At 63.7% G+C, this 13,522-nt stretch carries 8 protein-coding genes and 1 tRNA gene; 4 read left to right on the plus strand and 5 right to left on the minus strand.

Going from position 1 to position 13,522, the window contains the following annotated elements; genetic code table 11:
* Positions 1–285: 285 nt before the first annotated feature.
* Both FHY19_RS07305 and FHY19_RS07310 read left to right on the plus strand, forming a co-directional pair.
* Positions 286–5,253, plus strand: a complete 4,968-nt coding sequence (locus tag FHY19_RS07305) for a hypothetical protein (protein ID WP_259163326.1) — start codon at positions 286–288, stop codon at positions 5,251–5,253.
* Positions 5,250–6,734, plus strand: a complete 1,485-nt coding sequence (locus FHY19_RS07310) for a hypothetical protein (protein ID WP_259163327.1) — start codon at positions 5,250–5,252, stop codon at positions 6,732–6,734. Before FHY19_RS07305 ends, FHY19_RS07310 begins: the two co-directional genes overlap by 4 nt.
* A 467-nt stretch (positions 6,735–7,201) precedes the next feature.
* Here the strand turns inward: FHY19_RS07310 and FHY19_RS07315 are convergent.
* The 4 genes from FHY19_RS07315 to dtd all read right to left on the minus strand — a co-directional run bounded on the left by FHY19_RS07315 (position 7,202) and on the right by dtd (position 10,314).
* Positions 7,202–7,277, minus strand: a tRNA-Ile gene (locus FHY19_RS07315).
* Between the two features lie 114 nt (positions 7,278–7,391).
* Positions 7,392–7,715 (minus strand): DUF6566 family protein, encoded by a 324-nt coding sequence (locus FHY19_RS07320; protein ID WP_259163331.1) that lies wholly within the window; start codon positions 7,713–7,715, stop codon positions 7,392–7,394.
* 175 nt (positions 7,716–7,890) lie between these two features.
* Entirely contained in the window at positions 7,891–9,765 is a 1,875-nt protein-coding gene (gene rpoD / locus FHY19_RS07325; RefSeq protein ID WP_016902493.1) for an RNA polymerase sigma factor RpoD, read from the minus strand.
* Positions 9,766–9,873: 108 nt separating this feature from the next.
* Positions 9,874–10,314, minus strand: a complete 441-nt coding sequence (gene dtd, locus FHY19_RS07330; RefSeq protein ID WP_259163350.1) for a D-aminoacyl-tRNA deacylase — start codon at positions 10,312–10,314, stop codon at positions 9,874–9,876.
* 100 nt (positions 10,315–10,414) lie between these two features.
* Here dtd and FHY19_RS07335 point away from each other — a divergent pair, with 100 nt between their 5' ends.
* On the plus strand, positions 10,415–11,329 hold the full coding sequence (locus FHY19_RS07335) for a lauroyl acyltransferase (RefSeq protein WP_326521112.1): 915 nt from the start codon (positions 10,415–10,417) through the stop codon (positions 11,327–11,329).
* A gap of 48 nt (positions 11,330–11,377) precedes the next feature.
* On the opposite strand, the gene FHY19_RS07340 is transcribed toward FHY19_RS07335, so the two are convergent.
* Complete coding sequence (locus tag FHY19_RS07340; protein WP_259156834.1) at positions 11,378–11,899, minus strand: GNAT family N-acetyltransferase; 522 nt, start codon at positions 11,897–11,899, stop codon at positions 11,378–11,380.
* A 241-nt stretch (positions 11,900–12,140) separates the two neighbouring features.
* Between FHY19_RS07340 and ribA the strand changes: the two genes are divergently transcribed.
* Positions 12,141–13,274, plus strand: coding sequence for a GTP cyclohydrolase II RibA (gene ribA, locus FHY19_RS07345; protein ID WP_259163376.1), 1,134 nt, complete (start codon positions 12,141–12,143; stop codon positions 13,272–13,274).
* Positions 13,275–13,522: the final 248 nt, after the last annotated feature.

Below are 13,522 nucleotides of genomic sequence, written 5' to 3' on the forward strand. Positions count from 1 at the left end.
TGACCTAGAGAATGGCGGCTTTCGGCCAGCTGCCATCGTTCGCCCCACGGGAGCAACTGTCAGGTCCAGACTCGCTGCCGTCGGCGGCTTCCCGTCTGCGAAGTCGGAGGTGTCCGTGACCGGACTCCCAGCAACCGGCACGCTGGTCAAGCGTTGTTGGCAAGGGAACGAGCCGCCTAATCCCCGGCCCGACGGCCACGCTGACACGCCGTGGGCGGCTAACATCGATCCTAGGAGTCGACTGAACATCACAAGACGGGGCGGGCAAATGAATCGGACAAAGGCATGGCGCAGCGCGCCGACGATCAGCAGCATGACCCGCCGGCCAATCCCGGCGTTCGACCGATGAGCGGCCCGTCACCCACCGCGGGCGGCCGGGCAACGGAAGCTGGCATGTCCTTTCAGGCGAGCGTTGCCGCTTGGTTCGCCGCCCATCTTGTTGCGGACATGCCGGTTGGCGAGAAGGTCGGCATGGCTGGTGACACACGCCTTGTCGAACTTCAGTGCGAGACCGCCGACCCCATGGATGACGTCGTTGCCCGTCTGGCCAACGGCGGCAAGATCTACGTTCAGTGCAAAACGCAGGCCGGGTTGGCAAGAACGCACGACAGCGCCCTCGGGCGCACGATTTCCCAGCTCGTCGGCCTGTATCTCGATGTCGCTCAGGCCGTGGGGACCGCGCAAATCGTCGCCGTGCTCGCAGTACAGGAATCGGCGCCGCGCTCGCTCGACAATCTGGAAGGGGCATGCCGTATGTTCGATGCCGGCGGGACATGGCCCGCCGTCTTGGCTCTGCTGTCGGCGGCGCAACGCGAAGCGCTGGCTTTGTTCGAGGACCACGTTCGCGCTGCGTGGGCGAAGCGGAAGCCCGTCGGGCCGAGCGACGACGACTTGGTGGCGATGGCGCGGCTATTCCGCATCGCGCGTTTTTCTGAGCCCGGAGAAGGGGCGGAATGGCGTCTCGCCAGTCATCTGCTGGGCGGACGGCTGTACGGCAGTGCTGACAAAGGCGAGCAGCCGATGCTCGCTCTACTCGACATCAGCCGACGTGCCATCAGGTCGGGCGCGCCGCAGGATCGCAACGGGCTGCTTCGCAGCCTCCGGTCCGCGGGCCACTTGGAAGTCGCCGCCCCTGGGTTCGACGAAGACATCGCGACCGTCCTCGCCTACTCAACGCATGAGCGGGAGCGGCTAAAGAAGCACACGGTGCTACCGCTCGACGGCATCGCGCCGCTTGAGCGGGACTGCCTGAAACCACTACTGGACGCTGCCAGGGATGGAGGCCTGCTGGTCACCGGCGAGCCTGGTGCCGGCAAAACAGGGGTCCTGCTGCGCTTGGCAGATCTGGCTGAGCAAGAGTCTGGCCCGGTATTGTTTCTTTCCGTCGAGCGGTTCTCAGGATTCACGCACCGACGCAACTTCCGGGACGAGCTCGGCATCGTCCACGACCTCCTGGACGTGCTGGCTGCATGGCCGGGCGACACACCGGGGCTACTCATCATTGACGCCCTGGACGCCTCGCGAGGCGGCCCGTCAGAGCAGGTGCTGGCGACCTTCATTGCCGATGCGGTGGCGAAAATCGGCGTGCGTTGGTCCATCGTCGCCTCGATCCGCAGTTTCGACCTCCGCAATGGGCGGCGATTCCGTGACCTGATGCGGGGCAGCCCGCCGGACCAGAGGTTCATGGAGAAGGAGTTGGCCGACGTACGGCATTTCCACGTCGCGCGCTTGTCTGCTCGCGAACTCGCTGCCATCGCTGCAGGATCGCCTGAACTGAAGGACCTTGAGTCGACCGCGCCGGATAAGGTCAAGGAGTTGCTGCGCAACATCTTCAACCTGTCGCTTGCCGCAGAACTGCTCGCCTCAGGGGTGGAGGCGGAAGCAATACGCCATCTCGCAACGCAGTCGGAGCTGATCTCGCGATATGAGGACGTGCGACTGACAGGACACCGGATGCAACGCGCCGCGAAGGCCGCCGTGACGCAGATGATCCAGCGGCGCCGGCTGATCGTGCCGTCCACTGCTATTGAGCATGATGCAGTAGACGATGTTCGCGCGTCCGGAGTATTGGTATCCGCCGGGCGCGATCACGTTGCCTTCGCGCACCACGTTCTGTTCGACCATATCGCCGGCCGGTTCTATCTGGACGCGAGCGACCCCGAGGCGTTGCGCGGACAGCTGCCGAGCGACGCAGCCATGGGGCTGTTGCTTGGTCCGGCGCTGCGCTTCGCGCTTGAGCGACTATGGAAGGAAGGTGGCGCCAGCCATGGCAGCACCTGGCTGTTTCTGCTGAACCTCGCTTCTGAAGACAAAGCTGACCCCGTGCTCCTCAGTACGGCACTGCGGACCGCTGCCGAACAGGTAGTGGTGCCATCGGACATCGACGGGCTGCTCTTGGCGCTGAAGGCCTCTGAGCATGCAACGGCGCGCGGCAAACTGCTTGGACAGCTCTCGCGGTTTGTGGGAATGACAACTGGTCAGGTTCCACCGGACGAGGCAGCGGCGCCGGCCGCGCTAGCCTGGATGCGCGTGGCGAGATTCGCCGCGTCGTCGACAGATCCGCAAGCCGTTGATGCCGCGCGCATGTTGCTCATGGCGTACTTCGACCGGATCGAGCTAAACGATGCGTCGGTTCTCGCGGAGTTCGGTGAGGCCGCGCGGACGCTGCTCAGCGCCGCATGGTCAACCTACGTGACACATCCCGCGATGGCGTCTGCAGCCATTCGCTTCGTGACGCGCTCGTACGGGGCCGATTGCGCGGCGTCGCGCGCCTTGCTTGAGCGAATTCTGGAAGACCGGTTTGAACAGCACGCGTCAAACGAGGCCCCGTGGCTCGCCGATGGCGTGCGCAGCATCTATCCCCACGACCCAGACTTTGTGGTTCACATTTATGGCGCTCTGTTCGAGCGGGACGTAACGGACCAGAGCAAGACATGGATGGGTGGAACCGCGAGTCGCATCCTCCCACTGACGTCCACCCATCGCCAGAACTACCAACACGCCCGCTGGCAGCTTGGCCAGTCGCTGCCGCCGTTCCTGAACGACCATCCAGCCGCAGCAACCCGCGCGGTCATCAGTGCAGTGCGGGGGCTGAACCTGGAGCGCCGCAGCGGACACGACCAGACGCCGCCGGCGGTCACCGACGTTGACGTTGATGGTCGGCTCGTCAAGGTCGTCGACGACTACCTGACGCTGCAGGACTGGCGTGCGAGGAAGTCGTACGACTCCGAAGTTCTCACCAGCTTTGTCAGCTTCCTCAAGGATTGCTCCGACGCGGCATTCCGCACGGTCGTCGAGGTGGCCCTGCAGGAAGCCACCAACGCGGCGGTCTGGTCGCGGATATTAGGCACCGCCGCCGATCGTGGGCCGGTCGCAGACAACCTCCTCGCACCGCTCGTCCTGCAGCCCCGGTTTCTCGAGATGTCGGGCGTGACGCGAGACGCCATCATGTTCTTGGTCGCCGTCTACCCCAGGCTGGCGCAGGAACAACGCCGAGCGCTGGAGGAGTATTTCCTGCAGGACCGCTTCCTTGATGACGAGCGCCAAGCTCGTCTGCTGAGCCGATTGCTTTCGGACGTGCCCGCCGAACAACTGGCAACGGAGGCCATGCGGGCGCAGCGCGCAACGTTTGACATGGCTGGTCGTCTGATGGGGAACCGGCCCGCGATGGAGATGTCGTTTGGTTGGGCACCGGCTGACGATATTGTCGACAACATGCTGCAGCATAGCGGCGCGAATCTGGAGCAAAGTCCAGACCGAGAAATCCGAGCCGCAAGCCGGCTGGTCGAGGACGCTGTAAAGAGGTTGCCGGAGGACGCTGATGCATCGACTCTCGTCATCCTTTGGGAACATACAGCCAGCCTATCTCGGTTGCTTGATGCGGCAACTACGCCGCCCCCTCACCCTCAGCTGGCTCATTCGAGTTGGGGAGCGCTGGGCAACGCTGTTGAGAAGCTTGCCGCCAGCAAAGCCTATGAACCTGGCACCAGCGGCTTGCCGGAACTGAACGAACTAATTGACCTGATTGATCGTTTGTCTGCGAGCCCATACCCGGAGTCTGCCAAAGACACGTCAATGGGCATGGGCTGGGGAAATTGGGATGTGCGCGTGTACGCAGCAGAGAGCATCACGTCACTCGCGCCTCGATTCGCTTTGGACTGCCCAGAGTTGCTAGACAGGATGGAGCGCTGCCTCGATGACCCGGCGCCCACAGTCAGACACCAGGTATCAGGCCACCTGAACGTGCTTTGGGATGTGGCACCTGACCGCATGTGGCACTTGGTCGATAAGGTCGTGGAGCACGAAACCCATCGAGCTGCCCTGGCGTTTTTTGTGTCTGGCCCTTTGTGGCCCATGGCTCGCAAATATCCGGACCGCACCGCGCAGATTCTTTTGCGGTTGCTGAGCAAGAACTGGCCAACGATCGAGGCTGGCACTCCCGAAGGGCGCGATGAGTTCGCCGACGCTGCGGCGGACCTGATCGCGTTCCTGTACGTGGCCCATGACAGTGACGTCGCTTGGCAATGGATCGAGCGCTGGGTGACGGATCTGCCGCGGGGCGCAATGTTCCTCACGGCGATGTTGCACGGTCTGCGGGAGGTATTCTTCTTCACCTACAGACCAGCGCCAAGCGCAGAGGATCTGCAGATGGTGCAGCGGCTTCAGCGACTGATCCACGCTGCAGCCAAGTCTGCGGCTGCCGGCCACGATGCAGCGCGGCCGCACCTTCTCATCGCCTCCACGGGCGAGGCCGAACGCTGGCGGCTCCTGTTTGATGCTGCAGATAAGGTGCTCGACCAGATATGCAATCAACTCTACTTTGGGGCTGGTGCGTTCGATCCTGGAAACCGGGGCGAGAAGGAACAACCCGGTCTTCCCAGCCCCGAGTCCAAGAAGCGATTCATCGCCGACTACGCGCCCATCCTCGACATCCTCGATCGCTATTCCCAAGCCTGCACTACCTACAACCTGGTTGGCCTGTACGGCTTCCTTGCAGAAGGAGATCCGCGCGCGATCTTCGATCGCGTGGCAACGCTGCTGCTCGGTGCCGGCGCCCAGGATGGGTATCACTACGAATACCTGGGATCCGAGAGCTTGGTCAAACTGGTCAGACGCTACCTGGCCGACTACCGCGGCATCTTTGATGACCCGCAGAGGCGCGCCAAACTGATCGAGATATTGGAGCTGTTCTCCGAGGCTGGCTGGCCCGAGGCACTTCGCCTGATGTTCGAGCTTCCGGACGTGTTGCGATGAGCGGCACTGACCAGTCAGCCTTCCGGCGAGCCTGGCGCGAGTCCGTAGATCGTTTTCGCGCGGAAGAGCCGATTCTTCGAAGCTCCTATGCAGGAGAACTCAGCACTGGCCAAGTGACGATCGAAGAACTGCTAGAGCGTCCAACGCGCCGGTTTCTGATAGACGGCCTTTTGAAGGCGCTGGACTGGAATCCAGACATTCCGGACCAGATCGTTGAAGAGGTGCGCAGCCGCGAGAAGGATAGCGGGCAACCGCTCTTCTTCGACTACCTCGGCCGGGCGTATGACAGATCACCTGCCATGCTGGTGGAAGCAAAGCGCTTTGACGCCGATCTTCCTCGACGCCCCAGAGGCGAAGTTCCGCCGAGCCACGAGATGGGACGCCTCATCTGCGAAGGGCTGAACCTGCTGAAGACCGGCAGGAACGAGCTTGAGATCCTTTCATCCTGGAAAGGCTGGCTGACTGACGTGATTGGTTATGTCAGGTCGCTTTCAGAGAGCGAGCAGAAGGGGCTCGCGCGTGTCGTCATCACGGCCGGACAGTGGCTCATTGTCTTCAAACGGCCGTATTCGAGCTTTGTCGCCGACGCGGTTCTGGACCCGGATGACGTCGTCTGCTTCAGTTCATTCGAAGAAATGGAGACTAGGTCGAACGAAATCTTCGACCTGCTAAACCGTGCGCGTCTCATCGATACCCTGCCACTGACGATGGATATCGGCGAGGCGCTTGCGGTGATCCAGCCAGGCGACATCCAGGCCATGTTCCGTGGTGTCGTCGTATCAACGCAGCGAGTGGGACCAAAACGCGCCAGCTACCCGCACAGAACGGTGATTCCTGCCATCACATTTTTAGTTGGCAACCGGGAATTTGCGGTCACCCGATACGGCGGTGAGCCCGTGGTGGAGCCCATCACTATCAACGGATTAGGTGACTTTCTCCAACGGCTCGCGACCGAGGGCGGTGCTTTCGAAGCCGCAGTGTTACGGGATTTCGGTCGCGAGGATCTCCGTCCCTCTCCTGTGACTCTTTTTCCACTGACAGCCAGAGCGTTTGTGGAGTCGGCGCATCCGCCGCTCATCGCGTCAACTGCGGCCCGGGCGGCCGCCAATCAACCCAAGCGGCCAACACTGGTGATGGAAATCGATGAATCTGGGGGAGCGGCCGACTTCCTTGCGATCACGGGGGACGTGTGGTTCTACAAGGCCCCAGCGCCGTTTACCGGCGATTGCCAGTTCCATAACTACCCAGCAGCAAGGAAAGCAGGCTTTGCTAGTCAAATTGCAAGCATGGGCGAACGGCCCGATTCCTACACAGCGTCAGGAGATCTTCACCACTGCGAGCACCAGATGCTACTGTCTCAGCGCAGGCAAGAGGGCCGTTGTCAGCTAAAAACGTTGGAGACTCACCTGTGCTGCCGGGCCTGCGTCTTTCACAACGTCTGCTGGAAGCCGGAAGAGTTGCCGCGGCTGCCCTGCGAGTAACTTTCCGCGAATCCGTAGGTTTCCGGTTGCCGAGACATTGTGGCGATGACCGTGAGTTCGCATTCGGACAGCGACTGACACCTTACGCTGCACAGCTGTCTTTCAGATTGGCGGAGCGAACGGCAGCAACGGGTCGCTTTCTGACGGTCGGGCCGCTGCCGGCTTCTGGCAATTTGGTAACCCACGATGGTCAATACCAACGCCGATCCCGGTCAGCTCCGCTGGCAATCGCTGGTCAGTTGGCTGGCAATATGCAACTGGTGTTGCCGTGTTGCTATCATGTTGGACCTGCTGCCTTAAACGCTTACTTCATGAGCCCAGAGTAGGCGCGCCAAGACGAAGTGCTTTCCAGTCGAGCATCTTTCCGGTGTTTTCGGACCTAGCCACTAGACTAGCCCGAAGGGGTCAGGTTCACTTCTGGAAACTACTCATCCTCAAACGTGCGCAACATCCATCGTGGATGCGCGTGGTGGGCCCACCAGGATTCGAACCTGGAACCAAAGGATTATGAGTCCTCTGCTCTAACCGTTGAGCTATAGGCCCTGCTGCACAGCGCTCGCTGGTGCCGCATGGATACGTCGGGCCCGCAGGAGTGAAGCAAGTTTACCTGTCTGTCAGCGAGCTTGTCTGCTGCATGTCAGGCACACCAACCACGCCTCACGCATCGGCAGTCTGTCGTTGCCTGTCGATCAGCTGGCGGCCCGCACGGAAGCCCTGCGCGATGGCGTCCTGATAGGTCTCCCAGGTCTGGTGCTGGTCGCTGATGCGCGGCAGCCGCGTGCTGCCGTTGTTGGCATAGACATCGACCCATAGCGTCCACCTGGCGGTCGGTGACGCCTGCTCGGCGCGTACGCGGATCTCGTGATCGCGGTAGGTGGTGGTCTCGAAGCGGCTTTGCCTGCTCATTGGACGGTCTCGTTTCCATTCGGGCCCCAACGTAGAAGTGCCGGTTGGAACATCAGGTGAGATTGAAGGAAACATCCACTTAATAGTGCGGTGCGGTCCGGTTTCGTCGCCGCAACGTGAAGCTGCGTAGCCTGGCCTGCGCTGTTCCCGGCAGCGCATGCGGCAGGCGTCGCCCTACCGGGCCCCACAACGCAACAGCCCCGCATGTGCGGGGCTGTTGTGTGATCAGCTGAGCATGGCGACCGACAAATCAGTCAATGTCCAGGAACGAACGCAGCTGCTCCGAACGGCTCGGGTGACGCAGCTTGCGCAACGCCTTGGCCTCTATCTGACGAATCCGCTCGCGGGTGACGTCGAACTGCTTGCCCACTTCTTCCAGCGTGTGATCGGTATTCATGTCGATACCGAAGCGCATCCGCAGCACCTTGGCCTCGCGCGGGGTCAGCCCGGCCAGCACATCACGCACCGTCTCGGAGAGATTGATGTTGGTGGTGTTGTCGATCGGGGACTCCACGTTGGTGTCCTCGATGAAGTCGCCCAGATGCGAATCCTCGTCGTCGCCGATCGGGGTTTCCATCGAGATCGGCTCCTTGGCGATCTTCATCACCTTGCGGATCTTGTCCTCGGGCATGTCCATTTCCTTGGCCAGCTCCTCCGGCGTGGCCTCGCGGCCGAACTGCTGGAGCATCTGGCGGGAAATGCGGTTCAACTTGTTGATCGTTTCGATCATGTGCACCGGAATACGGATGGTGCGCGCCTGATCGGCGATCGAACGGGTGATGGCCTGGCGGATCCACCACGTTGCATACGTCGAGAACTTGTAACCACGACGGTATTCGAACTTGTCCACGGCCTTCATCAGGCCGATGTTGCCTTCCTGGATCAGGTCGAGGAACTGCAGGCCGCGGTTGGTGTACTTCTTGGCGATGGAGATGACCAGGCGCAGGTTGGCCTCGACCATTTCCTTCTTGGCCTTGCGTGCCTTGGCTTCGCCATAGGCCATCGCGCGGCTGATTTCCTTGATCTCGCCCAGGGTCAGGTAGTTGGCCTTTTCCATCTCGATCGAGCCTTGCTGCTCGGAGACGATCTGGTCCTTGACGTCGCGCAGCGCCGACGACCACTTCTGCTTGCGCTTGAGTGCGTCTTCCACCCATTCCAGGTTGGTCTGGTTGCCTTCCCAGGAGCGGATGAAATCCTTGCGCGGCATGCGTGCCACGGTGGTGGCCAGGTGCAGCACCTTGCGCTCGTGATCCTTGATGCCGTTGACCACGCCACGCAGCTGGGTGACCAGTGCATCGGTCAGCGGCAGCGGCAGCTTGAGCGTGGTGAAGATGGCGGCCATGTCCTCGCGCGCCTTGACCACCAGCTTGTGCTCGGCGCCGTTCTTGGCATAGATCTTCTTGAACTTGGCGTATTCGTTGGCCAGGTTCTCCATGCGCGTGGCCACTTCCACCGGGTCCGGACCGGTCGGGCCGGCCTCTTCCTCGGCAGCGTCGTCATCGCCGTCTTCGTCGTCGTCTTCATCGACGGCGTCTTCGTCCACGGCCACCGGGCCGGCAGCGGCCAGTGCAGCGGCGGCAGCGTCGGCTTCTTCGATCAGGTCGTTGAAGCCGACCACGATCTCGGCCAGACGCTTCTTGCCTTCCTTGTGCGCTTCGTAATCGGCCAGCAGCATTTCGGTCGACAGCGGGAACACACCCAGTGCTGCCTGGACCTGGCTCAGGCCTTCTTCGATACGCTTGGCGATGGCGATTTCGCCTTCGCGGGTCAGCAGCTCGACCGTGCCCATTTCGCGCATGTACATGCGCACCGGGTCGGTGGTGCGGCCACCTTCGGTGTCGAGCGCGGTCAGCGCGGCGGCAGCTTCTTCGGCTGCGGTGTCGTCAACCTCGCGGTTGCCGGTGTTGCCATCGTTGAGCAACAGGGTTTCAGCATCGGGCGCAACTTCATGGACATCGATGCCCATGCCGTTGATCATGCTGATGATGTCTTCGATCTGCTCCGGGTCGACTAGGTCGTCGGGCAGATGGTCATTGACTTCGGCGTAGGTCAGATAGCCCTGTTCCAGGCCCTTGCTGATCAGTAGCTTGATGTCGGATTGCTGGGCAGGACGTTCGTTGGCCATGAGTGCTCGCGCCACCGGCTTTGAGATTGGAAAGAGAACCTAGCATTATACCAGCGTGAAGCCCGGTCTGCCGGAATCAAGACGGGACCGCTGGTAGAACTGCGCTGGCTAGGGTCTGAGAAGGAAGGTCACCGGGCCATCGTTGACCAGGTCGACAACCATATGGGCACCGAAGCGCCCGGTTTCCACCCCGCCGCGATGTTTTTCGCGGCAGATCGCCACCAATTGATTGAACGCCCGTTCAGCCTCCTGCGGCGGCGCGGCGGTACTGAAGCCCGGCCGGTTGCCGGAGCTGGTGTCGGCCGCGAGCGTGAACTGGCTGACCAGCAGCAGACCGCCGCCGGTATCGGTGAGTGAGCGATTCATCTTGCCGGCGTCGTCGCCGAATACCCGGTAGCTGAGCAGGCGCTCGGCCAGGCGCCGGATCTGCGCATCGTTGTCGCCGGGCTCCACGCCGACCAGCGCCAGTAGCCCGGGGCCGATCTGCCCGACAATCCGCGCATCGACGGTGACCGAGGCCCGGGTGACGCGCTGGATCAGGGCGAGCATGCAAAGTCCTGGGTAGCAAAGTGTGCCGCGCAGCATGCCCAGCGCTGCCCGCCCTGTCACCTGCGGGCCTTCGCCGGCCACGCTGTTTAGAATTGCGCGGATGACACCTGATCTTCGCGCTCGCCTGCTCTATGCCACCGCGGCCACCGTGGGCCGCCTGCCGTGGCCGCTGCTCAAACGCATGGCCGATGCGCTGGCCTGGAGCTGGCGCAAGCTCAACGCGCGCGAAGCCCGCGTGGCACGCCGCAACCTGGAACTGGCCTACCCGGAATTGCCGGCAGAGCAGCGCGCGCAGTTGCACGCACAGATCCTGCGCTCGACCGCGCGGCAGACGCTGGAAGTGCTGCGAACCTGGACCCGCCCGCCGGCCGAAAATCTGGCCCGCCTGCAGCGCAATGGCCAGGACCTCTACGACGCGGCGCTGGCCTCCGGGCGTGGCGTGATCGTGGCGGCGCCGCACTTCGGCAACTGGGAATTGCTCAACCAGTGGCTGTCCGAACGTGGCCCGATCGCCATCGTGTACCGGCCGCCCGAGTCCGAAGCGGTAGACGGGTTTCTGCAACTGGCGCGCGGCGGCGACAACGTGCGCCAAGTGCGTGCCGAAGGCCCGGCGGTGCGGCAGTTGTTCAAGGTACTCAAGGACGGTGGCGCGGTCGGCATCCTGCCCGACCAGCAACCGAAGATGGGCGATGGCGTGTTTGCGCCGTTCTTCGGCATCCCGGCCTTGACCATGACTCTGGTCAACCGACTTGCCGAGCGCACCGGCGCGATCGTGCTGTACGGCTGGTGCGAGCGCGCCGGTGGCGACCTGCAATTTGCCTTGCACGTGCAGCCGGCCGACCCGGCGGTGGCCGACCCCGATCCGGTACGTGCAGCCAGCGCACTCAACGCCGGCATCGAACAGATCGCCCGGCGCGACCCGGCGCAATACCAGTGGACCTACAAGCGCTACACGCTGCGCCCGCCGGACAGCGGCGAGGCCAACCCGTACGCCACCGAGCGGCATCCGCACTGATCGCCACACCGCGCATGCCTGATCGCGCGCGGCAGCCAGGTCGGGGCATCAATCGTCGTGCGGGTCTGCAGGCGTCGCCAGAATGCGTTGATAGAACGCCAGATCCAGCCAGCGACCGAACTTGAAGCCGGCCTCGCGCACGGTGCCGGCATGGGTGAAGCCGAACTGTTCGTGCAGCGCAATGCTGGCCTGGTTGCTGGCGTCGATGCCACCGACCAGCACGTGCACGCCACGCTGCTCTGCCGCAGCGATCAGCGCCTGCAGCAATACCCGCCCCAGGCCTTTGCCGCGGTGGTCCTGATGCACATAGATCGAATGCTCGACGCTGTACTTGAACGCCGGCCAGGCGCGAAAGGTGCCGTAACTGGCAAAGCCCATCAGGGTGCCATCGGCATCTTCGACGCCGATCACCGGAAATCCGCCCGCGCGCTTGGTGGCAAACCAGCCGACCATGCTCTCCGGCTGACGCGGCCGGTAGTCGTACAACGCGGTCGAGTTGGCGATGGCCTCGTTGAAGATGTCCAGGATCGCGCTGGCGTGACGCGACTCATTGCAGTCGATAAGGCGCATGGGGTCTGCTGAACGGAAAGATCGCCTGATTAGAAAGCATTGCCGGGCGCTGAACAACGCGGGCGGCGCACAACCAATCGGCGCCTGTGCTGTCACTCAAACGCAGCCACTGGATGCAGCGTTCCACCCGCTGCAGGCAACCGGCCGTTGCCAAGCACGCGACAATGGCGGCATGCGGCCGGCACTGGCGCGGTGGCGGCCGCCTTGAAGCGGCCGTGGCAATCCCCATCTGGAGTCGTGCATGAGCAGCCCCGTCCCCTCCCCCAGCGCACAGGCCTTCGGCGATCCGGCAGCCATCCGCTGTGAGCGCGCCGCCTCCGAGTTGCGTGCTGGCCGGCCGGTGCTGCTCACCGCCGCGGGCGGGCAGTCGCGCGCCGTGCTGGCGCTCGATAGCAGCACGGCGCAGTCGTATGCCGCGTTCGCGCGCGCGGCGCAGGGCCGCCACTATCTGTTCGTCACGCCCACGCGCGCGCAGGTGCTGGGGCTGACCGCGCCGCAGGGCGCACGCGTCGCGCTGGCCGATTACAGCTACGACCAGCTCGCCGCCCTGGCCTATCTGCGCGACACCCCGGTACCGGCGCACTGGGCCGCGGGCGATGCGCTGGATGCCGGCGGCGTGGAGATTGCCCGGCTGGGGCTGCTGCTGCCGGCGCTGCTGGCGGTGGACCTGCGCGACGTGCACGACCATGCCGCCTTCGCGGGCTGCCAATCGCTGGCGCTGGACGACCTGGGCAGCGGTTGCGCCAAGTCGGCCGCGGCCGGCTACGAGCTGGTCACCCGCACGCCGGTGCCGCTGCGCGGCCTGGGCATGAGCGAATTCGTGGTGTTCCGTGGCGGCGTCGCGCAGCGCGACCAGGTGGCGATCGTGGTGGGACAGCCCGACCTGTCGGCGGCGGTGCCGGTGCGCGTGCACTCGTCCTGCCTGACCGGCGACCTGTTCGGCTCGCTCAAGTGCGACTGCGGCGACCAGCTGCGGCACGGCCTGGCCAAGTTGAAGGACCTGGGCGGCGGCGTGCTGCTGTATCTGGATCAGGAAGGCCGCGGCACCGGCATCGCCGCCAAGATGCGCGCCTACGGGTATCAACATGCGGGGCTGGATACCATCGATGCCGATGCGCAGCTGGGCTTCGGCCCGGACGAGCGCCGCTACGGCAGCGCGGTGGCGATGTTGCGCGGCTTGGGGATCGGCCGCGTACGGCTGCTGACCAACAACCCGGCCAAGGCCGAACGCTTGCGCGCCGCCGGGATCGCGGTGGAAGACCGCATCCCGGTCACCGGCGATATCACCCCCGAAAACGAGCAGTATCTGCGCACCAAGGCCGCGCGCGCCGGGCATGCGCTGGATGTGGATGCGCTGATTCTGGCCGCGCAGTAAGCGCGGGCAGCGGGGCTGCCTGATCGACGGCGGCGGCACGCAGGCGCGCTGTGTGGCGTCGGCGCATTCACTGCAGATGCCTGGAGCTGACCACTGCGGGCGTCTGCCCGGCCAAGGCTTGGTGTCGATGGCCATCGCTGCGCGCCATCGGCGTGGCCGTCGGTCCGGGTATTCCAATGCGTGGCGCATCCGCGCGCGGTGATGAAGACCGCCTTCGACCACACAACGTATCCGCCCAGGCCTGCGGC

The organism is Xanthomonas sp. 4461, assembly GCF_024806475.1.
In the GTDB taxonomy this organism is placed as follows: Bacteria; Pseudomonadota; Gammaproteobacteria; order Xanthomonadales; family Xanthomonadaceae; genus Xanthomonas; species Xanthomonas arboricola_F.

What these genes read in the sequence shown, in the direction of transcription:
- FHY19_RS07305 (WP_259163326.1), top strand. Translation starts at nt 286, where the DNA reads ATGGCGCAGCGCGCCGACGATCAGCAGCATGACCCGCCGGCCAATCCC.
- FHY19_RS07310 (WP_259163327.1), top strand. Translation starts at nt 5,250, where the DNA reads ATGAGCGGCACTGACCAGTCAGCCTTCCGGCGAGCCTGGCGCGAGTCC.
- FHY19_RS07320 (WP_259163331.1), bottom strand. Translation starts at nt 7,715, where the DNA reads ATGTTTCCTTCAATCTCACCTGATGTTCCAACCGGCACTTCTACGTTG.
- rpoD (WP_016902493.1), bottom strand. Translation starts at nt 9,765, where the DNA reads ATGGCCAACGAACGTCCTGCCCAGCAATCCGACATCAAGCTACTGATC.
- dtd (WP_259163350.1), bottom strand. Translation starts at nt 10,314, where the DNA reads ATGCTCGCCCTGATCCAGCGCGTCACCCGGGCCTCGGTCACCGTCGAT.
- FHY19_RS07335 (WP_326521112.1), top strand. Translation starts at nt 10,415, where the DNA reads ATGACACCTGATCTTCGCGCTCGCCTGCTCTATGCCACCGCGGCCACC.
- FHY19_RS07340 (WP_259156834.1), bottom strand. Translation starts at nt 11,899, where the DNA reads ATGCGCCTTATCGACTGCAATGAGTCGCGTCACGCCAGCGCGATCCTG.
- ribA (WP_259163376.1), top strand. Translation starts at nt 12,141, where the DNA reads ATGAGCAGCCCCGTCCCCTCCCCCAGCGCACAGGCCTTCGGCGATCCG.